The organism is Dyella sp. (assembly GCF_035508675.1).
In the GTDB taxonomy this organism is placed as follows: Bacteria; Pseudomonadota; Gammaproteobacteria; order Xanthomonadales; family Rhodanobacteraceae; genus Dyella_B.
The window spans coordinates 1-21716 of sequence record NZ_DATJMN010000225.1 but is presented as its reverse complement, the minus strand read 5'-3'; the positions used below and the strand labels follow the sequence as shown (position 1 = coordinate 21716).

Genomic DNA, 21716 nt, shown 5'->3' with positions numbered 1-21716 from the left:
CGCCCGTCAGCAGCAACATGCCTGCCTGCGATAGCGAAAGCGTGACGTGGCCCAGCGTCAGGCCCATCGCGAGCAACAACAGGATCACCACTGCCGCCGCCATCATCGCCATCAGCATCTTGCCCAGCAGATAGGCCCCGGGCGGCATCGGCAAGGCGCGCTTGTACGTGAGCAGGCCACCATCGCGCTCCATCGCCAGCGATACGCCGAAACCGAACAGGCCGGGGCTCATCACGCCGAACACGCCATAGCTCACCAGCAAATAGCGCGTATCCATGGCGCTGGCATGCCCCATGAGGATGCCGAACAACAGATAGAACATGGTGGGAAACAGCATGATCGGCAACATGAAAGACGGCGCGCGCATATAGCGCAGGCATTCGCTGCGCGCTTCGGCGAGATAGGCGCCGATGACGCGGCGAGTGCTCATGCCGTCGACCGATGGCGCGGCGGATCCGGCGGGTATCGATACGCTGTTCATCACGCAGCCTCCGGTTGTTCGTTTTGTTCGCGCGTCAATTCGGTAAATGCTTCGGCAAGGCCTGCGCGCTGCACTTCCAGCGCACTGAGCGAAAGGTCGGCATCGAGCAGGCGGCGCAAGACCCGTTCCGGCTCGCTGGTATGAATCAGCAGGCGATCACCCTCACGTTGCGCTGCGTTGACCAAGGGCCATGCGGATACCGCCGCGGCATCCAGATCGGTGGCACAGCGGATGCGCGCAAGCGGAACCTGCGCACGCAGCGCGTCGACGCTGCCTTCGCTCAGCACGCGCCCTTTCGCCACCACCACCACGCGCTGTGCCAGCGCTTCGGCTTCCTCCAGATAATGGGTGGTGAGCACCACTGAGCAACCCTCGGCGACCAGCCTGCGCATCGCGGCCCACAGTTTGCGGCGCGCATCGATGTCCATGCCCACGGTTGGCTCGTCCAGAAACAGCAGCTCGGGCCTGCCGCACAAGGCCAGCGCAAACTGCACGCGACGCTGCTGGCCACCCGACAGCTTGCCGTAAGGCCGGTTCAGCAGGTCGTCGATCCCGGCGAGCGCCGCGCTTTCTTGGCGTGGACGCGGATGCGGGTAGTAGCTGGCCACCAGGCGCAGCAGTTCGCCAACGCGCAGTGTGGGCGGCAGCATGGCCGATTGCAGCATCACGCCGATGCGGCGGCGTGCAGCGATCTGCTGCGGGTCCATGCCGAACAATTCCGCCCGGCCGCCGTCAGGACGGATCAGGCCGAGCAGCAAGCCGATGCTGGTGCTTTTGCCGGCGCCGTTGGGGCCGAGCACCGCCAATAGTTCGCCGCGCTGCAGCACAAGATCGACGCCATCCAGCGCCGCAAGATGTCCGTAATGTTTCACAACGCTGCAAAGACGGGCCACTACGTCGGTTTTCGTTTGCATGTCACCCTCCTTGCACCGCAGCGTAGGGACAGCAAGCGTATTTCTGCAGTTGTCCGCGTCAGTGATCGGACATGACACCCGTCATCCTTGGGGGTACCGCCGCCCTGTCCCAGCGGTTATCCTGATGCCCGAAACGCCCGCGGTTTCCCCATACGCGGCGAGTGCGAACGGGCGCATCGCCCCGGGTTTTCGAACCCCCACGCACGAGAAACATCCTGCCGGCCTGCTTCGCGATTGGGTGCGCGAGGCGCCGTCAGCTTCGAGGAGAGTAGTGATGGGTGTCATCGATCAGCTGCGCGAACTGCGCGAATTTGGCGGCAAGCCACGGACCACCGGCCTGGACGACGCCAGCATCGAGCGCATGGCCGCGCTGGACCCGCAACTTGCGCAGGCCGTTGCCGACGCGGTCGCGCGCCACCGCGAGCTGCGCGGTGAACTCGGCGATTTCCTGAAACTGGACGAAGCCGAGCAGATGACGCAGGCGCAACGCGACTTCGTGAATTTCTATCCGGATGATGCCGTCAATCCGTACGTGCCGGCGGCGGCGCGCGGCCCGTGGATCGTCACGCTCAAAGGCGCGGTGGTGCACGACAACGGCGGCTACGGCATGCTGGGGTTTGGCCACAACAATGCTGGTATCGACGCGGCGCTGGCGCGTCCGCAGGTGATGGCCAACGTGATGACGCCGAGCATTTCGCAGATGCGTTTTGCGCAGGCGATGAAGCGCGAGCTGGGCCGTCATCGCGGCAACAATCCGTATACGCGCTATCTATGTCTCAATTCCGGCTCTGAATCGGTGGGCCTGGCCTGCCGCATCGCCGACGTGAACGCCAAGCTGATGACCGATCCGGGCGCGCGCTACGCCGGACGCACGATCAAGCGCCTGGCTGTGAAAGGCGCATTCCACGGCCGCACCGATCGCCCTGCGCTGTACTCGGATTCTTCACGGCGCGCCTACGTGCAGCACCTGGCGAGCTATCGCCATGAAGATTCAGTGCTGACGGTGGCACCCTATGACATTACCCAACTGGAAGCCGCGTTCGCCGATGCGGACAAGCATGGCTGGTTTATCGAAGCGATGTTCCTGGAACCGGTGATGGGCGAAGGCGATCCCGGCCGTTCGGTAACGCCGGCGTTCTACCAGGCGGCACGCGAATTGACCGAGTCGCATGGCTCGCTGCTGTTGGTCGACTCCATCCAGGCGGGGCTGCGCGCGCATGGTGTGCTGTCGATCATCGACTACCCAGGCTTCGAAAAGCTGTCCGCGCCGGATATGGAAACCTTCTCCAAGGCGCTCAACGCAGGCCAGTATCCGCTCTCGGTGCTCGCCGTGACCGACCGTGTGGCCGGTCTGTATCGCAAGGGCATCTACGGCAACACCATGACCGCCAATCCGCGCGCGCTGGACGTGGCGCTGGCCACGCTGGACCAGCTCACCGACGAGGTGCGCGCCAACATCCGCGCCCGCGGGAAGGAATTCGTCGACAAGCTCAACACGCTGAAAGACGAACTGGGCGGCCTGATCACCAAGGTGCAAGGCACGGGCCTGTTGTTCTCCTGCGAGCTGGCGCCACAATTCAAGTGCTACGGCGCGGGCTCCACCGAGGAGTATCTGCGCGAGCGCGGCATCGGCGTGATCCATGGCGGCGCCAATTCACTGCGCTTCACTCCGCACTTCAAGATCACCAGCGCGGAAGTGGACATGGTGATTGCACACGTGCGGCATGCCTTGCTGGAAGGGCCGCGCAAGAGCGAGGCGCAAGCGGCGTAAACGCTGCTGCGAGCAAGCCGGGAGCGGCGAACCTAAAGCTCGGCGAAATGTTGAGCTTCCCGACTCCCGGCCCCCGTTCCCCTGCTTCTTCACAAGGCATAGACTGCCCCAGCCGGTACCGCCACCGGCCATAACTTCAGGAGGAAGCATCATGTCCATGCGTCTGAACGTGTTCCTCGCGAGCGCCGCACTGGTTTTTGCCAGTGCCGCCTTCGCCGCTCCAGCAAGCAAGCCGCTTACTACATCGCAGCAGAAAATGGCCGATTGCAGCCACGCCGCCAAAGGCAAGACCGGCGCCGACTACAAGGGCGCCGTCAGCAACTGCATGAAAGGAGACACCACCGCCGCAGCGCCCAGCAAAATGACCTCGCAGGAACGCATGTCCGCCTGCGCCAAGGAAAATGCGGGCAAGAAAGGCGCTGATTACAAGACTGCCGTCAGCGCATGCATGAAAGCGCATTGATGGCTTAAGCAAGTCTCGCTGAAGTTTGAAGCGCCGCCCGCGGGCGGCGTTTTTTTGTTTCCGGCTATGCTTGTCGTCATCTAGGTTCTAAATGGCCTGCCATGAAAATCGTCGAAGTTCGCCACCCGCTGATCCAGCACAAGCTTGGCCTGATGCGTCGCGCCGATATCAGCACCAAGGAATTCCGCGAACTGGCCGCCGAGGTCGCCGCGCTGCTGACCTACGAAGCCACCAAGGACCTGGAAACCGTCGAGGCCCAGATCGAAGGCTGGGCCGGCCCGGTGCGGGTGGAGCAGATCAAGGGCAAGAAGATCACCATCGTGCCGATCCTGCGCGCAGGCCTTGGCATGCTGCCCGGCGTACTGGAACTGATCCCGTCGGCCAAGGTGAGCGTGGTCGGCCTGCAGCGCGATGAACAGACTTTGCAGCCGATTACTTACTACGAAAAGCTGACCGGCCGCATGGACGAACGTATCGCGCTGATCGTCGATCCGATGCTGGCCACGGCAGGCACGCTGGTGGCCACGGTGGATATGCTCAAGGCGGCCGGCTGCAAGCGCATCAAGGGACTGTTCCTGGTGGCCGCGCCGGAAGGCTTGAAGCGGATCGAGGCGACGCATCCGGATATCGAAATCTACACCGCGGCGATCGATGAGCGGCTCAACCAGCACGGCTACATCCTGCCGGGGCTGGGCGATGCCGGCGACAAGATTTTTGGGACGAAGCAGTTACCGGCGTAGGCTGGAAAATCCTATCGTTGATGCAAAAGGCGAGGACGGATTCCCGCGTTCGCGGGAATGACGGCCATCGGGGTTACTCGCCAAACTAAGGATCGCTGAGCAAGTGCGTGGCTACGTGCGACGCGCAAACCGATCCGTCGCCTCCACCAATTCATGCGTAATCCCCGGCTCGAACGCCGAATGCCCCGCATCCTGCACCACGCACAATGCGGCCTCTGGCCACGCGCGATGCAGGTCCCACGCGCTGCGCATCGGGCAAACCACGTCATAACGTCCTTGCACGATCACCGCCGGGATGCGGCGAATGCGATCGACGTTGCGCAACAGCTGATCATCGTGTTCGAAAAAACCGCCATTCACAAAGTAATGACATTCGATGCGCGCAAACGCCAAGGCGAATTCATCTTCACTGCTGCCGTGGATATACGCATCGTCCTGGTACAGGAAACTCGTCGCGCCTTCCCACACCGACCACGCACGCGCCGCGTTCAGACGCAGCTGCGGATCCGGGCTGGTAAGGCGGCGGTGATAGGCGCTCATCAGGTCGCCGCGCTCGGTCTCGGGGATCGCGGCCAGATAAGCTTCCCACGCATCCGGATACAGCGCATCGCAGCCACGCTGGTAGAACCATTCCAGCTCCCAGCGGCGCAGCATGAAGATGCCCCGCAACACCAGCTCGGTGACCTTGTCCGGATGCGTCTGCGCATAAGCCAGCGACAGCGTGGAACCCCACGAGCCGCCGAAGACCTGCCAGCGTGCGATACCCAGGTGCTCACGCAGACGCTCGATATCCGCGACCAGGTGCCAGGTGGTGTTGTCGGTCAGTTCCGCATGCGGCGTCGATTTGCCGCAGCCGCGCTGGTCGAACAGCACGATGCGGTAGACCGAAGGATCAAAGAAACGCCGGCATTTGGGATTGGTGCCGCCACCCGGCCCGCCGTGCAGGAACACCACCGGCTTGCCATTCGGGTTGCCGCTTTGCTCGTAGTAAAGCGTATGCAGATCGGAAACCTTGAGCTGCCCGACATCGTAGGGCTCGATCTCGGGATACAGGCTGCGACGATGCTGGGACATGGGCGTTGGCGGTCGTGATGTGGGATGCACATGGTACGTAGGCTGGGATGATAATCGTAGGCTGGGGTGAGCTTGCGAACTCAACCCCGCCATCCCAGGGACAGCCGGACTCAGGCAAACAACTTGCCTGGATTCAAGATTCCGTTCGGATCGAACACCGCTTTCACGCCGCGCATCAATGCTATCTCGGCCGCGCTGCGCGTGCCCTCCAGATACGCACGCTTCACCAGCCCGATACCGTGCTCGGCAGAAATGCTTCCGCCATGCCGCTGCAGGGTCTGCGCCAGCAGCTTGGTGACGTGCTCGCATTGCGCGATGAAATCCGCATCCGAAAGCGACGGCGGCTTGAGCACATTGATATGCAGATTGCCATCACCGATATGCCCGAACCACACCACTTCCATCTGCGGATAGGCCTGCGCCAGCAAGGCCTGAATCTCTTGCAGGAAGCCAGGCACGGCGCTGATGCGCACCGAAATATCGTTTTTATAGGGCTTATGCACAGCCAGGCTTTCCGTGATGCCTTCGCGCAGGCGCCAAAGCGCAGCGGCTTGTGCCTCGCTCTGCGCCATCACGCCGTCGGCGATCAGGCCTTGTTCCATGCCTTGCTCGAACACCGCCAGCGCAGCCTCCTGCGCGCGTTCGTCGACGGCATCGAACTCGGTCACTACGTAATAGGGATAATCGCCGTCGATGGCCCGCTGCGCACCGTGCGCAAGCACATGCTTCAAGGCCACATCCGTAAAGAACTCGAACGCCTGCAACGGCAGCCGTGCGCGGAACAACGCGAACACCTGCATCAACGCATCCATGTCCGGCAACGCCAGCAGCATCACCTGCGAAGCGGGCGGCGGATCGGTGAGGCGCAGCGTTGCCTCCACCACGATGCCCAGCGTGCCTTCCGAGCCGATCATTAATTGCCGTAAGTCATAACCACTGGAGTTTTTGATCAAAGCGCGATTGAGATCGAGCAGCTCGCCGTTGCCGGCCACCACCTTGAGGCCAGCGATCCACTCGCGCGTATTGCCATAGCGGATCACCCTGATGCCACCCGCGTTGGTGGCGATGTTGCCGCCAATGGAACATGAACCGCGCGCCGCGAAATCCACCGGGTAAATCAGGCCATGCTCGCGCGCCGCCGTGTGCACCGCCTCCAGCGCGATACCCGGCTGCACCGCCAGCGTGCGGTCGACCGCATCAAAGTCCAGCACCCGGTTCATACGCGCCAGGCTCAGCACCAGCTCGCCGTTGGCGGCCACCGCGCCGCCAGAGAGGCCGGTGCGGCCGCCGGAAGGCACGATCGCCACCTGGTGCTGGTTGGCCCAGCGCACGATGCCCTGCACCTCCTCGGTGGAAGCAGGCAGCGCGATCGCCAGCGGAGCCGGGGTCCAGCGCCGGGTCCAGTCGCGGCCGTAGTGCTCCAGGTCGCCGGGCTCGGTGAGCAGGCGCAGGTCGGGCAGACGGCTGGAGAGCTCAGCGAGGGCTTGCGGGTTCATGATGGCTCCGGAAGGGAAACGCCAGCGTGCCAGCGCCTGCCCCGCGCGTCTAGTGCTGCGACGCGACAAAATCTGGCATAGTGTTTGGACTTCCAAACGCGACGCCCCCATGAAGACCTCGTTCCCCAAGCAAGACATCAAGGTGCTGCTGCTCGAAGGCGTGAGCCGCACGGCGGTGGAGACATTCCAGCGCGCCGGCTACAGCCAGATCGAGTACCACGCCAAATCCCTGCCGGAGGACGAACTGAAAGCACGCATTGCCGATGCGCACATCGTGGGCATCCGTTCGCGCACGCATCTCACGGCCGACGTGCTGGAGCACGCCAAGCGCCTGATCGCAGTGGGTTGCTATTGCATCGGCACCAACCAGGTTCAACTGGATGCGGCGGCGAAACTCGGCATTCCGGTGTTCAATGCGCCCTACTCCAACACGCGCAGCGTGGCGGAACTGGTGATTGCCGAAGCGATCATGTTGCTGCGTGGCATTCCGCAGAAGAATGCGTTGTGCCATCGCGGCGGCTGGACCAAATCCGCCACCGGCAGTTTCGAGGTACGCGACAAGGTGCTCGGCATCGTCGGTTATGGCCATATCGGTACCCAGGTGGGCGTGCTGGCCGAAAGCCTTGGCATGCGCGTGATCTTCCACGACATCGAGACCAAGCTTTCACTCGGCAATGCGCGTGCGGCAACAAGCTTGGACGATCTGCTCGAACGTGCCGATGTGGTCACGCTGCACGTGCCGGAAACACCGGCCACCAAGCTGATGATCGGCAAGGGCGAAATCGCACGCATGCGCCAGGGCGCCATGCTGATCAATGCCTCCCGCGGCACTGTGGTCGATATCGACGCACTGGCCGATGCGCTGGGCAAAGAGCATCTCGCCGGTGCGGCGATCGACGTGTTCCCGGTGGAGCCGAAGGGCAACGATGATCCGTTCGTCTCGCCGCTGGTGGGCATGGACAACGTGATCCTCACCCCGCACATCGGCGGCAGCACGCTGGAAGCGCAGGACAACATCGGCATCGAAGTGGCCAGCAAGCTGGTGCGTTACAGCGACAACGGCTCGACGCTGTCAGCTGTCAATTTCCCTGAAGTGACCCTGCCCGAGCATCCGCGCAGCCGACGTTTGCTGCACATCCACCGCAATGTGCCCGGCGTGCTGTCGCGCATCAACGAACTGTTCTCGGCCGGCAACATCAACATCGATGCGCAGTTCCTGCAGACCCATGCAGACGTGGGTTACGTGGTGATCGACGTGTCCGCCGATGAACAACAGGCAGCAATGCTGAAAGAGAAACTGGCGGCCATTCCGGGCACCCTCCGCACCCGCGTACTTTATTGAACGCCGAAGACCCCGCCTGCAAGCAATATTCCGAACTTAAGGCAACCCTGCGATAGGCAAAGGGAAAGCCTACGCCAACGCGGGGTCGCCGCCGAAAATCACGACGCCTCTTCCCCGCCTTCGCTCCGCCATAAATGCGTGCGACACTTTTTCCTAGTAGACAGGGAGAGTACCTATGCCGTACGCAACGAAGGGCCGCCGCCTGCGCGACGGCCTGCTGGCTTTATGCATGGTGTCGATGGCCGGCTTGCTGGCCGCTTGCAGCCATCACGAAGAGGGCAAGCCGGCCCTGCAGGGGGCGCCGGCCGCCAGCCGCTCCGCACACGCTCCCGCCAAACAGCCGTTCGCGCTGGTTTCCGCCGGATCGCAAACCACCGATTCGCGTACGGCGATCACGCTCCACTTCAATGCCAGGCTGGCGTCCGCACAGCCGTTCGACCAGCAGCTGGCGGTGACCGGGCCGAACGGCGAGGCGATCAACGGCAGCTGGGACCTGCAGCAGGACGGACAGACGCTGAGCTTTCCCTACGTATCGCCTAACCAGCATTACGCCGTGGTGCTGCATGCAGGCCTGCTGGCTGCGGACGGCAGCACGCTGGGGCATGAGCTGAAGCGGGACATCTATTCCGGCAATCTCACCCCGGCGGTCGGTTTCGCTTCCATGGGCAGCGTATTGCCGGCGCGCGGTTCGCGCGGCCTGCCGGTGGTGTCGGTGAACGTGGACGATGCGGACATCGAGTTCTTCCGCGTGCACGACGACGCGCTATCGGACCTGTTCTGCGCCTACCCCAAGAACAAGCACCGCGACAACTACGAGCTACAGCACGACCCCACCGAATGGGACCGTTGCGAACATGGCGACCGCGCAAAACGCGCGCTCACCGACATGGGCGATTCTGTCTACGCCAATCACTACACGCTGGGCGGCGGGCAGAACGAACGCACCATCAGCTACATCCCGATCCAGAACATTCCGCAACTGGCGCAGCCCGGCGTGTACATGGCCGTGCTGAAGAAGGGCGGCACCTTCAGCGAGGGCTACGACACCGCAGTGTTCTTCGTCAGCGATCTGGGCCTGCATCTGCGCGTCTATCGCGACAACGCCTTGTTGCACGTCGCGTCGCTGCAGGACGGCTCGCCGATCAGCGGCGTGGAGGTGGAAATCGACGATGCCAGCGGCAACGCAAAATCGAAGGCCACCACCGATGGCGACGGCAACGCGCTGATCGCCTACAAACTCGATCCCGCCGACGTGCTGGTGGCACGCCACGGCAAGGATGTTTCGGTGCTGCCGTTCAACAAGCCGGCGCTGGATGTTTCCAACTTCGACATCACCGGGCGCCGGCAGGCGCCGTTCGAAGTGTTCGCCTGGTCCGGCCGCGATCTGTACCGCCCCGGCGAAACGCTGCACGCCTCGGCGCTGCTGCGCGACTACGATGGCAAGGCGATGAAGCCGCAGGCGCTGTTCGTGCGCTTGAAGCAGCCCGATGGGCGCAGCCTGGTCGACACGCGGCTGGAGCCGCACGATCTCAATTACTTCGAACTGAGCCAGCTCATTCCCGCCGACGCGCCGACCGGCTTGTGGCAGCTCGAATTCCGCCTCGATCCGGCCAGCACGGAAGCCGTGCAGGCGTTTCCCTTCCATGTGGAGGAATTCCTGCCCGAACGCCTGAAGGTGGACCTTTTCAGCCCGCAGGCGCGCCTTGCCCCCGACGAACCGCTGAAGCTGGCCATAAGCTCCAGCTACCTCTACGGCGCGCCGGCCGATGGCAACCGCTTCACCGCCAAGCTGATGGTGAAGCCCGAGGTGCATCCGCTGCCCAATCTGCAGGACACCTTCTTCGGCAATCCGCTGATCGACCTTACCAAGGACGCGAAGGATGTGGTGGATGCCAAACTCGACGCCCAAGGCCATCTCGAACAAGACCTCGTCCTGCCGGACGATGTGAAGCCGGTGGCGCCGCTGACCGTGACGATATCGGGCAGCGTGTTCGAAACTGGCGGCCGTGCGGTGACGCGCTTGTTGAATCGCGTGTACTGGCCGGCCTCCGAACTGGTCGGCGTGCGTCCGCTGTTCGACCCCAAGCAGGGCGCGGAAAGCGAAGGCCACGCGTCGTTCGAAATCCTGCGCGCCAACGTGGACGGCAAACTTGTCGCCGGTTCGCACCTGAAGGTGCGGCTGCAGCGCGAGATACGCAATTTCTACTGGCTGTACGAGCACGGCGATGATTGGAAGTCCAACGCCAACGTCGAGTTGCAGTTGATCGAAGAGAAAGACGTCGACGTGGCCGCCGGCCAGCGCGTGCAGGTGGATTTCCCGGTGGAATGGGGCGGCTACCGCCTGGAGGTCTACGACCCGGCCACCAAGCTCACCACCGTATTTCCGTTCTTCGCCGGCTACAGCTGGGACGACGAGAACCTGGGCAAGGAAGCACGCCCGGACAAGGTGAAACTCGCACTGGACAAAGCGCGCTATCGCGCCGGCGACACCATGAAAGTGACCGTGACGCCGCCGCGCGATGGCCCCGGCGTGCTGCTGGTCGAATCCGATCACCTGTTGTACACGCGCAATATCGATGCGAAAGCCGGTGCCACGTTCGACATTCCCGTCACCAAGGACTGGGAACGCCACGACGTATACGTGGTGGCACTGGTGTTCCGTGGTGGCGAAGCGAGCGAGCACACCACGCCCGCGCGCGCCATGGGCATCGAACACGTCAACATGGATCGCAACGACCGGCGCATCCCGCTCAGCCTGAGCGCACCGAACATGATGCGGCCCGGCAATCCACTCGACGTGACCGTGCAAGGGCAAGGACTTTCCGGCCAACACGCTTACGTCACCTTGTCGGCCGTGGACCAGGGCGTACTGAACATCACCGACTACCCCGTGCCGGATGCCTGGGCCTGGATGTTCGCCAAGCGCGCATTGAGCGTGGATGCCTATGATCTGTATAGCCGCGTGATCGAGGCCATGGATGGCGCCGACGCCAAGCTGCGCTATGGCGGTGACATGAGCGGCAAGGGCCTGCCGCATGCGGCGCGCCTGAATCCGAAGGTGCAGATCGTGGATCTGTTCGCCGGTCCGGTCGCCTTCGACGCCCAAGGCAAGGCTACATTGCACGTCGAGGTACCCGATTTCAACGGCAGCCTGCGCCTGGCTGCGCTCGCCTATACCGACGACCGTTTCGGCAATGCCAACGGCAACGTCACCGTGCGCGCGCCCTTGGTGGTGGAACCCAGCACGCCGCGCGTGATGGCGAGCGGCGACAAGGCACAACTCAGCCTGGATCTGAAAAACCTCTCCGACAAGGACGGGGTGGCGAAAATCAGCATCAAGACCAACGCTGCCATCAAGCTTGAAAACGCAACGCGCGAGGTGCCGCTCAAGGATGGCGGCAGCACCACGTTGCTGATGCCCGTTACCGCGCAAGATGGCGTCGGCGTGGCCACCCTCGACATCCATGCCGAACTCAACGACTACAAGGTCGACCGCCATTTCGAATTCGCGGTGCGGCCGGCGTGGCCGGAGCAGGTTTCCACCACGCCGATGGCGCTGGAAGACGGCAAGCCGGTGCGGCTGGATGGTGCGACCACCGGCCTGATGCTGCCGACCGTGCGCGCGCAGCTCACGGTGAGCACGCTGCCGCCGCTGCCTTATGGCTTCGCCCTGCGCAACTTGCTGGACTATCCCTACGGCTGCATCGAACAAACCACCAGCAAGGGCTACGCCGCGCTGTACATGGACCAGAAAACAGCCAAGGCGCTCGGCACCTCGGGGCTTACCGATGCGCAAAGGCAGGCTGCGGTGGAAAGCGCGCTCGCACGCATTGCTTCATTCCAGGCCAGCAACGGGCATTTCAGTTTCTGGGGCGGTACCAGCCCGATCGAAACCTTTACCACGCCCTACGTGGTGGACTTCATGCTCGATGCGCGCGACGCCGGTTTCGCCGTACCGCAGGACGTGCTGCAAAAAGCCTTGCAGCGCTTGAGCGACGATCTGCTGGCCGGCGGCCACCCGTATTACAGCTACGAGCATCACGATCACATGCGCATTGCCGACGAAGCGTATTCCGGCTTCGTCTTGGCCCGCGTCAATCGCGCCCCGCTCGGCACGCTGCGCGCGATCTTCGACAACGACCGGCAGAAACTGGTGGCGCCGCTGCCGCTGGTGCATTTGGGGCTGGCGCTCAAGCTGATGGGCGACAACGAACGCGCGCAGAAGGCGATCGACGAAGCCTTTGCGTGGAACAAGGAGCGTCCTTGGTACGTAGGCGACTACGGCTCCGACCTGCGCGACCTGGCGACGATGGTGGCGCTCACGCATGCCTATGGCATGAACAAGCCCGCCTACGACGCCAAGCTGATCGACTGGGCGCGCAATGCCACCGCCCGCGTGCATGCGACGCAGGAGAAGATCCCGTATTACCACTGGTCGTGGTCGTACCTGAGCACGCAGGAACAAGTCGCCATTGCGCGCGTGGCGCATGCCTTCGATGCAGGCAGTCATTCACCGATCGCCGCCTCGCTCACGATCGGCGGCAAGACGGAATCGGCACCCGCCAACAGCTTCATGTGGACGCGCGCGCTCACGCCGGCGGAACTGGCCAGCGGCGTCAGCTTGCAGCCCAACGACAAGTCGCCCCTGTTCGCCACCCTGGACGTGGCCGGCATTCCCACCAAGGCGCCGCTGGCCGATCCCAGCCAGATCGATGTACGCCGCAGCTACTTCACCACCGACGGCAAGCCGTGGACGGGCGATACGCTGAAGGAAGGCGACAGTCTGATCGTGGAGCTGACCATCGAAGCACGCATGGACATGCCCGATGCACTGGTGACCGACCTGCTGCCCGGCGGCCTGGAAGTGGAAAACCTCAACCTGGGCGGTGCGCAGCAATGGGAAGGCGTGGTGGTCGACGGCATCAACATGGACCAGCACACCGGCTCCGCCGACATCGTGCATGAGGAATATCGCGATGACCGCTACGCCGCCGCGCTGAAACTGCAGCGCGGACAGGCTGCGCATGTGTTCTACCTGGTCCGTGCCGTGACGCCGGGCACCTACACCGTTCCGCCGCCGCTGGTGGAGGATATGTATCGGCCGGCCGTGCGCGGAATCGGCAGCGTGTCGCTGGCGCAGTTGAAGGTGGTGGAGCCATAGCCGGACATGCCCCCTCTCCCCTGCGGGGAGAGGGTCGGGGTGAGGGGCGATAGCTAAGAACTCACCCCTTTGCGCAAAAACCAAAGCGGTTATGACGAAACTCCCCGCAAGCCCTTCCCCCCACCCTGCCCCGCTTCCCGGAGGGGAGCGGGGACCGATCGCGCGGCGCGTGTATCGACTGCTTCGCATCCTGCTGCTGAGCATCGCCGGCCTGGCGATCGTCGCCGTCCTGCTGGACCGCATTTTTCCGCTGCGGCTTCCCGCGCCCGACACCGGCAGCACCGTGGTGCTCGCCCGCGACGGCACGCCGCTGCGCGCGTTTGCCGACAGCGACGGCGTTTGGCGCTATCCCATCACGGCAAACCAGGTCTCGCCACTCTACCTGCAAGCCCTGCTCACCTACGAAGATCGCTGGTTCTACCGCCATCCGGGCGTCAATCCCTATGCCTTGCTGCGCGGTGCATTCGGCGTATTACGACACGGCCATGTGGTCTCGGGCGGTTCCACCCTCACCATGCAGGTCGCCCGCATCATCATGCCGATGCCGCACACCATTACCGGCAAGCTGGTGCAGATCTTCCGCGCGCTGCAACTGGAAGCGCATCTGAGCAAGGCGCAAATCCTGGAGCTGTATCTCAACCACGCACCCTTCGGCGGACCGATCGAGGGCGTGGAAGCCGCATCGTGGGCCTATCTGGGCAAGCCGGCCAAGCGGTTATCGCATGCGGAGGCGGCGCTGCTGGCCGTGCTGCCGCAATCGCCGAGCCGGCTGCGTCCTGATCGCCACCCCCAGGCGGCGCGCCGCGCCCGCGACAAGGTGCTCAAGCGCATGCGCGACGAGGGCTTGTGGAGCGAGGCGCAACGGCGCGATGCGCAGATCGAACCGGTGGTGGCGCGCTCGCTGCGGGCGCCGCTGGAGGCCGCCCTGCTCGCAGAACGGCTGCACCAGCAGCAACCGCAGGCGCGGCGCATCGTCACCACCATCGACGCGAACCTGCAACGCGCGGTGGAAGATCGCGTCAGCGACTATCTCTCGCGTCTCCCGCCACGCACATCGGCAGCGGTGCTGGTGGTGGACAATGCCACGCTGCAAGCGCGCGTCTATGTCGGCACGGCGGCATTTGCCGATCCGCTGCGGTTGGGGCACGTAGACATGGTACGCGCGCCACGCTCTCCCGGTTCCACGCTCAAGCCTTTCCTCTATGGGCTCGCACTCGACGATGGCCTGATCACCTCGCAAAGCCTGCTGGTGGATGCACCGCAGGATTTCGGTGGCTATAAACCTTCCAATTTCGACGACAACTTCAACGGTCCGGTCAGTGTGGCGGAAGCCTTGCAACGCTCACTCAATGTGCCCGCCGTGGACATTCTCGATCACGTGGGGCCGAACCGTTTTGCTGCCCGCCTGGCCAATGGCGGCGTCGATCTTGGCCTGCCCCAGGGTGCGCAACCGAATCTCTCGATCATCCTCGGCGGCGCCTCGACGCGGCTGGAAAACCTGGTCGGTGCCTACACCGCGTTCGCCAATGGCGGCGTAGCCGGCACGCCGCGCTATCTGCCGGAGCAGCCATTGTTGACCCGCCGCCTGATGTCGCCGGGTGCGGCGTGGATCATCCGCACCATACTTTCCACTAATCCTGCCGACGTGGAAGGCGCGCCGCTGGAAGGCACGATCCAGGCGCATAACGCGGTAGCCTGGAAAACCGGCACCAGCTATGGCTATCGCGATGCATGGGCGATCGGCGTGACCGACGGCTGGACGATCGGCGTGTGGATCGGACGGCCTGATGGCACGCCATCGCCTGGCCAGTACGGGGCGGTGACCTCGCTGCCCTTGATGTTCGCAGTCGCCGATATGCTGCCCAACGATCGCAACCACGTGCATGCCGCCCAACCGGCAAGCGTGCGGCAGGTGGACATCTGCTGGCCGCTGGGCGGCGCGGCGGCGCATACGCCACCTGCGTTATGCCGCCAGCGGCGCCAAGCCTGGACGCTGGATGGCGCGCTGCCGCCGACCTTTGCCGAGCGCGATATCACGGCCTGGTCGACCGGCCTGCTCAACGTGCGCGTCGATGCCAGCGGCCAACGCCTCAGCGCCACCTGTCACGGCAAGGGCGAGCACACTATTCAGATCGCGCGTTGGCCCGCACTGGCCAGCCCCTGGTTGAGTGCGGACGATGCAGCGCAATCCGCCTTGCCGCCACTGGCGGCGGGCTGCGCGCCCGATTCGCTCGAAGTGGCCAGCCCCATCCGCATTGCCGGCCTCAGCCAGGGCGTGCGCTTGCGGCGGGCACCGAACAGCAAGCAGCCGCTGCGCGTGACCTTGCAGGCCCTTGGCGCTGCCAGCGAAGTGCAGTGGCTGCTGGACGGACGCTTGCAGGGCAGCAGCCTGGGCAATGCGAACATGCAGATCATGCTGCAGCAAGCCGGTGAGCACCGCATCACGGCGCTGACGCGCGAAGGCGCGTTTGCGCAACTGGTGGTGCATGTCGATGGCGAAGGACCGACGCTCTAAACCGTGCGCTTCTTGGCCATTGCGGTCTTTTTTCTTGCCGGTTGGCGCGGCTCGGTGACGGCCACCTCATGCTTGTGTTGCATGCGCAGTTGTTCGCGGAACGCTGCCGCGTAACTTTTCAACTCGGCTTTCTTGCTCGCCGCCAGCGTCCTGTCGCGCGCCAGATGCCGCTCCATCCGCTGCAACAAGTCGTAATCGTGATAATCGCGATACGGCTTGAGATCGAGATCCGCCGGTACCTTGACCAGACGCTCATCGCCGATCTTCTTCACGTACTTCTGCATGAAGCGGTCATAGGCCTTCCAGGTGATGCGCTGGGCATGGATGGCCGCTTCTTCGGCGCGTGTGGCGATCTGATGCGCGTGCAGGTAATGCAGGCCAAGCTGGTCGATCAGTGTCTTCTCCACTTCCTCGTGCAGGATCAAAAAGCGGTCCACCTCGATGGTGCGGCCACGGAAGGTGAAGGACTTGGGCAGGTGGCGGTCGATATAGATCGTCTTGCCGTCCTGGCTGTAGCCGGCGAGGTAAGGAATATCGTGCTTGCGATCCAGTTTCTTGACCCGGCGCAGGATCGCATCGAGCGCGCGATCCATCATCAGCGAAGAGATGTACCAGTCAGGAGCCTTCAACTTCACGTGCGGGGCGTCCGGGTGACAGCTGTTCGACGGCATGGCGGCCAACTCCTGGGGTGAGTGGGTATCGAGACTAGCTGGTGGAGGACGCAAAAAGAAAAACGGCGCCGAGAGCGCCGTTTGTTCGTTCTGCGAATTGGTCGGGGCGGCCGGATTCGAACCGACGACCCTTTGCCCCCCAGGCAAATGCGCTACCAGGCTGCGCTACGCCCCGACTGATCCAGCAAAGAAAGAAATTGTAGCAGTACCGGCAGGCCAGCCGGTAGCCGTGCTCAGCGACGCAGCAGCACCAGCACTTCTTCCAGCTCCATGCGCACCTGACGCACGATCTGGTGCGACATGCTGGCCTCCATGCGCGCCTGCGGACCTTCCAGGCGCGCGCGCGCGCCGGTGATGGTGAAGCCTTCGTCGTACAGCAACGAGCGAATCTGCCGGATCATCAGCACGTCGTGGCGCTGGTAGTAGCGGCGGTTGCCGCGGCGCTTGACCGGGTTGAGCGCAGGAAACTCCTGCTCCCAGTAGCGCAGCACATGGGGCTTCACCCCGCACAGTTCGCTGACTTCACCGATCGTGAAGTAGCGCTTGGCCGGGATGGCAGGCAGCTCGGTGTTATTCCCCTGATCCAGCATATCCCTCGACTCTCACCTTGAGTTTTTGTCCTGGCCGGAACGTCACCACGCGGCGGGCGGAGATGGGAATCTCTTCACCCGTTTTGGGATTACGACCCGGTCGCTGGTTCTTCTGCCGCAGGTCGAAGTTGCCGAAGCCGGACAATTTGACCTGCTCGCCCCTTTCCAGAGCTTCACGGACCACCTCGAAGTAGGCGTCCACGAACTCCTTGGCTTCACGTTTGTTAAGGCCCACCTCGAGGAAGAGGCGCTCCGCCATCTCCGCCTTTGTCAGCGCCGCCATCTTATCCTCGCAATTTCGCCTCGCATGCAGCCTCCAACGCCGACACTACATTTCGTACGCAGTTGTCCGCGTCGTCGTCGGTAAGCGTGCGTGAAGCGTCCTGCAAAATCAAGCCCATAGCGAGACTCTTTCGGCCCGCTTCGACCCCTTTCCCGCTATAGCGATCAAACAACCGCAGGTCTGCCAGGGTCGTGCCCAGGGTGGCGCGAACGGCCTGCTCAATCTGTGACCAGCTTACCTGTTCAGGTATGTCAACAGCGATGTCCCGGCGCACCGCCGGGAAGCGCGGTACTGGCTGCGCCTTGGGCAGGCGGCGGCCGAGCAGCGGCTCGAGGGCCAGTTCCAACACGTGCACATCGGGGCCGAGGTCCAGCGTCTTGGCCAGGCGCGGGTGCAGTGCCCCCAGATAGCCGACGGTCTCCCCGTCGCGCGTGACCCGCGCGGCGCGGCCGGGGTGCAGCCAGCCCGGCAGGCCATCGGCATGGACGGCCCAGCGCTGCGGCTCACCGCCCCAGGCGATCAGGGCATCGAGATCGCCCTTGAGATCGAAGAAGTCCAGCGGGCGTGCAGCTTCACCCCATTGCTCGGCGTGGGCGTTACCGCTGGCGACGAGGGCGAGGCTCGGCGTTTCGACCGGCGGGTTGCCTGCCGCGAACGCGCGGCCCATTTCGAACAGCCGCACGCGATCCTGTTGGCGCGCGCGATTGTGCGAGAGCGCCTCGATCAATCCAGGCAGCAACGACGGCCGCATCACGGCCAGGTCGGCAGATAGCGGGTTGGCAAGCGGCACCAGGTTGCCGGCGAAGCCCCATTTTTCCAGCAGGGCATGGCTGACGAAGGCGAGGTTCACTGCTTCGTAGTACTCGCGCGCAGCCAGTTGCTCGCGTACGACCAGTTCGTTGAGGCGCGCTTCCGGCTCGATTGCCAACGCCAGGGCGCCTTCGGGCGTGTGCGTGGGAATGCGGTCGTAGCCGTAGATGCGGGCCACTTCTTCGACCAGGTCTTCCTCCAGCTCGATGTCGAAGCGGCTGCTCGGCGCGGTAACGCGCCAGCCTTCATCGATGGTCGCCACTTGCATGCCCAACGCAGTGAAGATGCGAGCGACTTCGGCGTCTGCCACCTCGACGCCCAATACGCGGCGCAAGCGGGTACGGCGCAACGTGACGGTCGCCGACTTGGGCAGATCGGCCGGGTTTTCGGCCACCAGCACGGGACCGGCCTTGCCGCCTGCCATGGACAGCAGCAATTCCGTGGCGCGTTGCAGTGCGCGGCGCGGCAGCTCAGGGTCTACGCCACGCTCGAAGCGATGCGACGCATCCGTATGCATGCCCAGCTTGCGCGCGCGGCCCATGATGGCGGCCGGTGCGAAGTGCGCCGCTTCCAGGAAAATGTTGCGCGTGGCGTCGGTGACGCGCGAATCGTAGCCACCCATCACGCCGGCCACGGCCAATGCGTTCTGCTCGTCGGCGATCAGCAAAAAGCTGGAGTCGAGTTTCGCTTCGGAGCCATCGAGCAGCTTCACGGTTTCGCCTTCGTGCGCATGACGCACGACGATGTCGCCATGGAGTTGGTCGTTGTCGAACGCATGTAGCGGCTGGCCAAGTTCCAGCATCACATAGTTGGTGACATCAACGACGGCGCTGATCGGGCGCAAGCCGGCGCGACGCAGGCGCTCGGCCAGCCACAGCGGCGTGCGTGCGGCAGGATCGATGCCTTCGATGATGCGGCCGAGGTAACGCGGCGCGTCCTTGCCGGCTTGCAGGCGAATGCCGCGGCGCGCGGCGCTGCTTACCGGCGCATCCGCTTGCGCCGGCAGCTTTACCTGGCTGCCGAACAGCGCGGCCACGTCGTGGGCGAGCCCAAGCAGGCCCAGGCAATCGGGGCGGTTCGGAGTGAGCTTGAGCTCGATGCTGGCATCCGGCAGGCCCAGGTACGCAGCCAGCGATTGACCGACCGGCGCATCCAGCGGCAATTCGAGCAAGCCGGATGCATCGTTGTCGATGCCCAGCTCTTTCGCCGAGCAGAGCATGCCGAACGATTCCACGCCGCGCAGCTTCGCCGCTTTGATGTTGATGCCGCCCGGCAGCGACGCGCCGACGGTGGCCAGCGGCACCCTGATGCCGACGCGCGCATTCGGCGCACCGCAGACGATCTGCAGCGGCTCACCGATGCCAGCGTTGACCTTGCACACCTGCAGACGGTCGGCTTCCGGATGCTTTTCCGCGGCCACGATTTCGGCCACCACCACGCCGCCGAGGTTTTCGCCCAGCGGGGTGAGTTCTTCCACTTCCAGCCCGGCCATGGTCAGCGCATGCGCAAGCGCGGCACGGTCTGCCTTGATCTCGACCAGCTCACGCAGCCAGTTTTCGGAGAATTTCATGCTTTAGGTCCGTCAATCGGAAATCGTGAATCGTGAATCGTTTGAAGCGCTCGGGCGTCGCGGGTACGCCCGATCCCTCTTTTCGATTCCCGCCCTTAAGCGAATTGCTTGAGAAAGCGCAGATCGTTCTCGAAGAACGCGCGCAGGTCGGAAACGCCGTAACGCAGCATCGCGAAACGCTCGACGCCAAGACCGAACGCAAAGCCGGTGTAGCGCTCCGGGTCGATGCCGCAGTTCTTGAGCACGTTCGGATGCACCATGCCGCAGCCGAGCACCTCCAGCCAGCGCGTGCTGCCATCGTCGGCATCCCAACGGATGTCCACTTCGGCGCTGGGTTCGGTGAAGGGGAAGTAGCTGGGACGGAAGCGCATTTCGAAATCGCGCTCGAAGAACGCGCGGATGAATTCGGCCAGCGTGCCTTTCAGATCGGCGAAGCTGGAGGTTTCATCCACCAGCAGGCCTTCGATCTGGTGGAACATCGGCGAGTGCGTCTGGTCCGAATCGCTGCGATACACCTTGCCGGGCGCGATGACACGGATCGGCGGCTGACGGCCTTTCATCGAACGGATCTGCACCGGCGAGGTATGCGTGCGCAGCAGACGGCCGTCACCGAAGTAGAAGGTGTCGTGCATGGCACGCGCCGGATGGTGCGGCGGAAAATTAAGCGCTTCGAAGTTGTGCCAGTCGTCTTCGATCTCGGGACCATCGGCGCGCTGGTATCCCAAGCGCGCGAAGATCGCGGCGATGCGTTCCAATGCGCGGGTAATCGGGTGGATGCCGCCGCGCTCGCCGTCGCGTCCGGGCATGCTGATATCAAGCTTTTCGGAAGCGAGGCGGCGATCGAGTTCGGCCTGCTCCAACGTCTGCTTGCGCGCGGTCAGGGCGTCGTTGAGGCGCTCTTTCAGGCGGTTCACTTCGGCGCCGCGCGTCTTGCGCTCTTCCGGCGATAGCGTGCCGAGCGCTTTCAGGGCGGCGGTGACGATGCCGCTTTTGCCCAACAGGCTTACGCGCAGCGCATCGAGCGATTCGAGCGTGTCGGCCTTGTCGATGTCCGCCAGCGCCTGGGTGGCGCGGGTGTCGAGGTCTTCCATCGTTTTTCCCCGGAAATCGGGAATCGGCCATCGTGCCGGCGGTCGAGCAAAAGCTGCTGCGCTTTTGCGATTCCCGATTCACGATTCCCGATTCACGCCAAAAACAAAAACGGGGAGAAGGCTTAAGGCCTTCTCCCCGCTTGATTCACATCATTTCGTCAGTGCTTGACGATCAAGCGGCCAGGCTGGCCTTCGCCTTTTCCGCGATGGCCCCAAACGCCTTGATGTCGTGCACGGCGATGTCAGCCAGCACCTTGCGGTCCACCGTGATGCCGGCCTTGGCCAGGCCATTGATCAGGCGGCTGTAGGACAGGCCGAACTGACGGGCGGCAGCATTGATACGCACGATCCACAGGGCGCGGAACTGGCGCTTCTTCTGCTTGCGGCCGATGTACGCGTACTGACCGGCCTTGATGACGGCCTGGTTGGCAACGCGGAAGACCTTGCGACGGGCGTTGTAGTAACCCTTTGCGCGGCCGATGATTTTCTTGTGACGACGACGGGCGGTAACGCCACGCTTTACACGAGCCATGGTTCAGTCCTCCGCCTTAGACGTACGGCAACATGCGAGCGACGCCCTTGGTGTCGCAAGCTTTGACGTGATTGGTGGCGCGCAGGTTGCGCTTACGCTTGGTCGACTTCTTGGTCAGAATGTGCGACTTGAAGGCATGGCCGGCCTTGAACTTGCCGGACGCGGTCTTGCGAAAACGCTTCGCCGCCGCGCGGTTGGTCTTGATCTTGGGC

17 protein-coding genes and 1 tRNA gene are annotated in these 21716 nt (G+C 63.8%); 6 read left to right on the top strand and 12 right to left on the bottom strand.

Annotation, left to right across the window (positions count from 1 at the left end; translation table 11 throughout):
* Positions 1 to 481, bottom strand: a 481-nt coding sequence (locus VMA74_RS12125) for an ABC transporter permease (RefSeq protein WP_325367281.1), incomplete at its 3' end; no start/stop codon positions are given.
* Complete coding sequence (locus tag VMA74_RS12120) at positions 481 to 1395, bottom strand: ABC transporter ATP-binding protein (RefSeq protein WP_325367280.1); 915 nt, start codon at positions 1393 to 1395, stop codon at positions 481 to 483. The genes VMA74_RS12120 and VMA74_RS12125, both read right to left, overlap by 1 nt.
* 274 nt (positions 1396 to 1669) lie before the next feature.
* On the opposite strand from VMA74_RS12120, the gene VMA74_RS12115 reads away from it, so the two are divergent.
* From VMA74_RS12115 to upp, 3 genes are all read left to right on the top strand, one after another.
* On the top strand, positions 1670 to 3166 hold the full coding sequence (locus VMA74_RS12115) for an aminotransferase class III-fold pyridoxal phosphate-dependent enzyme (RefSeq protein ID WP_325367279.1): 1497 nt from the start codon (positions 1670 to 1672) through the stop codon (positions 3164 to 3166).
* 151 nt (positions 3167 to 3317) lie between these two features.
* On the top strand, positions 3318 to 3629 hold the full coding sequence (locus tag VMA74_RS12110) for a PsiF family protein (RefSeq protein ID WP_325367278.1): 312 nt from the start codon (positions 3318 to 3320) through the stop codon (positions 3627 to 3629).
* A 101-nt stretch (positions 3630 to 3730) separates the two neighbouring features.
* Positions 3731 to 4369, top strand: coding sequence for a uracil phosphoribosyltransferase (gene upp, locus VMA74_RS12105; RefSeq protein WP_325367277.1), 639 nt, complete (start codon positions 3731 to 3733; stop codon positions 4367 to 4369).
* A 111-nt stretch (positions 4370 to 4480) separates the two neighbouring features.
* Here the strand turns inward: upp and pip are convergent, their stop codons facing one another.
* A complete protein-coding gene (gene pip / locus VMA74_RS12100; RefSeq protein ID WP_325367276.1) occupies positions 4481 to 5443 on the bottom strand; it encodes a prolyl aminopeptidase in 963 nt (320 codons plus the stop codon).
* A gap of 110 nt (positions 5444 to 5553) precedes the next feature.
* Positions 5554 to 6939, bottom strand: a complete 1386-nt coding sequence (locus tag VMA74_RS12095; RefSeq protein ID WP_325367275.1) for an FAD-binding oxidoreductase — start codon at positions 6937 to 6939, stop codon at positions 5554 to 5556.
* Positions 6940 to 7048: 109 nt separating this feature from the next.
* Here VMA74_RS12095 and serA point away from each other — a divergent pair, with 109 nt between their 5' ends.
* From serA to pbpC, 3 genes are all read left to right on the top strand, one after another.
* On the top strand, positions 7049 to 8281 hold the full coding sequence (serA, locus tag VMA74_RS12090; protein ID WP_325367274.1) for a phosphoglycerate dehydrogenase: 1233 nt from the start codon (positions 7049 to 7051) through the stop codon (positions 8279 to 8281).
* A 175-nt stretch (positions 8282 to 8456) separates the two neighbouring features.
* Positions 8457 to 13442, top strand: a complete 4986-nt coding sequence (locus tag VMA74_RS12085) for an alpha-2-macroglobulin (RefSeq protein ID WP_325367273.1) — start codon at positions 8457 to 8459, stop codon at positions 13440 to 13442.
* 91 nt (positions 13443 to 13533) lie between these two features.
* Entirely contained in the window at positions 13534 to 15957 is a 2424-nt protein-coding gene (gene pbpC, locus VMA74_RS12080; protein WP_414649606.1) for a penicillin-binding protein 1C, read from the top strand.
* Here pbpC and VMA74_RS12075 read toward each other — a convergent pair.
* From VMA74_RS12075 to rpmI, 8 genes are all read right to left on the bottom strand, one after another.
* Entirely contained in the window at positions 15954 to 16628 is a 675-nt protein-coding gene (locus tag VMA74_RS12075) for a hypothetical protein (RefSeq protein ID WP_325367269.1), read from the bottom strand. The genes pbpC and VMA74_RS12075 overlap by 4 nt on opposite strands.
* 98 nt (positions 16629 to 16726) lie before the next feature.
* Positions 16727 to 16803: transfer RNA gene (locus VMA74_RS12070), tRNA-Pro, on the bottom strand.
* 58 nt (positions 16804 to 16861) lie between these two features.
* A complete protein-coding gene (locus VMA74_RS12065) occupies positions 16862 to 17218 on the bottom strand; it encodes a MerR family transcriptional regulator (RefSeq protein WP_324946493.1) in 357 nt (118 codons plus the stop codon).
* Positions 17199 to 17501 carry an integration host factor subunit alpha gene (gene ihfA, locus VMA74_RS12060; RefSeq protein ID WP_115477488.1) on the bottom strand — a complete coding sequence of 101 codons (303 nt, stop codon included), beginning with the start codon at positions 17499 to 17501 and terminating at the stop codon, positions 17199 to 17201. Before ihfA ends, VMA74_RS12065 begins: the two co-directional genes overlap by 20 nt.
* Position 17502: 1 nt before the next feature.
* Positions 17503 to 19881, bottom strand: coding sequence for a phenylalanine--tRNA ligase subunit beta (pheT, locus tag VMA74_RS12055; protein WP_325367266.1), 2379 nt, complete (start codon positions 19879 to 19881; stop codon positions 17503 to 17505).
* A 95-nt stretch (positions 19882 to 19976) separates the two neighbouring features.
* Positions 19977 to 20972, bottom strand: a complete 996-nt coding sequence (gene pheS, locus VMA74_RS12050) for a phenylalanine--tRNA ligase subunit alpha (RefSeq protein ID WP_325367264.1) — start codon at positions 20970 to 20972, stop codon at positions 19977 to 19979.
* 172 nt (positions 20973 to 21144) lie between these two features.
* Positions 21145 to 21504, bottom strand: coding sequence for a 50S ribosomal protein L20 (gene rplT, locus VMA74_RS12045; protein ID WP_128898432.1), 360 nt, complete (start codon positions 21502 to 21504; stop codon positions 21145 to 21147).
* 16 nt (positions 21505 to 21520) lie between these two features.
* Positions 21521 to 21716, bottom strand: a 196-nt coding sequence (gene rpmI, locus VMA74_RS12040) for a 50S ribosomal protein L35 (RefSeq protein ID WP_325367262.1), incomplete at its 5' end; no start/stop codon positions are given.

Excerpts from the sequence above, each read along its gene's own strand:
- VMA74_RS12120 (WP_325367280.1), bottom strand. The coding sequence starts at position 1,395 with ATGCAAACGAAAACCGACGTAGTGGCCCGTCTTTGCAGCGTTGTGAAA.
- rplT (WP_128898432.1), bottom strand. The coding sequence starts at position 21,504 with ATGGCTCGTGTAAAGCGTGGCGTTACCGCCCGTCGTCGTCACAAGAAA.
- VMA74_RS12115 (WP_325367279.1), top strand. The coding sequence starts at position 1,670 with ATGGGTGTCATCGATCAGCTGCGCGAACTGCGCGAATTTGGCGGCAAG.
- pbpC (WP_414649606.1), top strand. The coding sequence starts at position 13,534 with ATGACGAAACTCCCCGCAAGCCCTTCCCCCCACCCTGCCCCGCTTCCC.
- VMA74_RS12110 (WP_325367278.1), top strand. The coding sequence starts at position 3,318 with ATGTCCATGCGTCTGAACGTGTTCCTCGCGAGCGCCGCACTGGTTTTT.
- pip (WP_325367276.1), bottom strand. The coding sequence starts at position 5,443 with ATGTCCCAGCATCGTCGCAGCCTGTATCCCGAGATCGAGCCCTACGAT.
- pheT (WP_325367266.1), bottom strand. The coding sequence starts at position 19,881 with ATGAAATTCTCCGAAAACTGGCTGCGTGAGCTGGTCGAGATCAAGGCA.
- VMA74_RS12095 (WP_325367275.1), bottom strand. The coding sequence starts at position 6,939 with ATGAACCCGCAAGCCCTCGCTGAGCTCTCCAGCCGTCTGCCCGACCTG.
- VMA74_RS12085 (WP_325367273.1), top strand. The coding sequence starts at position 8,457 with ATGCCGTACGCAACGAAGGGCCGCCGCCTGCGCGACGGCCTGCTGGCT.
- VMA74_RS12065 (WP_324946493.1), bottom strand. The coding sequence starts at position 17,218 with ATGCTGGATCAGGGGAATAACACCGAGCTGCCTGCCATCCCGGCCAAG.
- VMA74_RS12075 (WP_325367269.1), bottom strand. The coding sequence starts at position 16,628 with ATGCCGTCGAACAGCTGTCACCCGGACGCCCCGCACGTGAAGTTGAAG.
- ihfA (WP_115477488.1), bottom strand. The coding sequence starts at position 17,501 with ATGGCGGCGCTGACAAAGGCGGAGATGGCGGAGCGCCTCTTCCTCGAG.
- upp (WP_325367277.1), top strand. The coding sequence starts at position 3,731 with ATGAAAATCGTCGAAGTTCGCCACCCGCTGATCCAGCACAAGCTTGGC.
- pheS (WP_325367264.1), bottom strand. The coding sequence starts at position 20,972 with ATGGAAGACCTCGACACCCGCGCCACCCAGGCGCTGGCGGACATCGAC.
- serA (WP_325367274.1), top strand. The coding sequence starts at position 7,049 with ATGAAGACCTCGTTCCCCAAGCAAGACATCAAGGTGCTGCTGCTCGAA.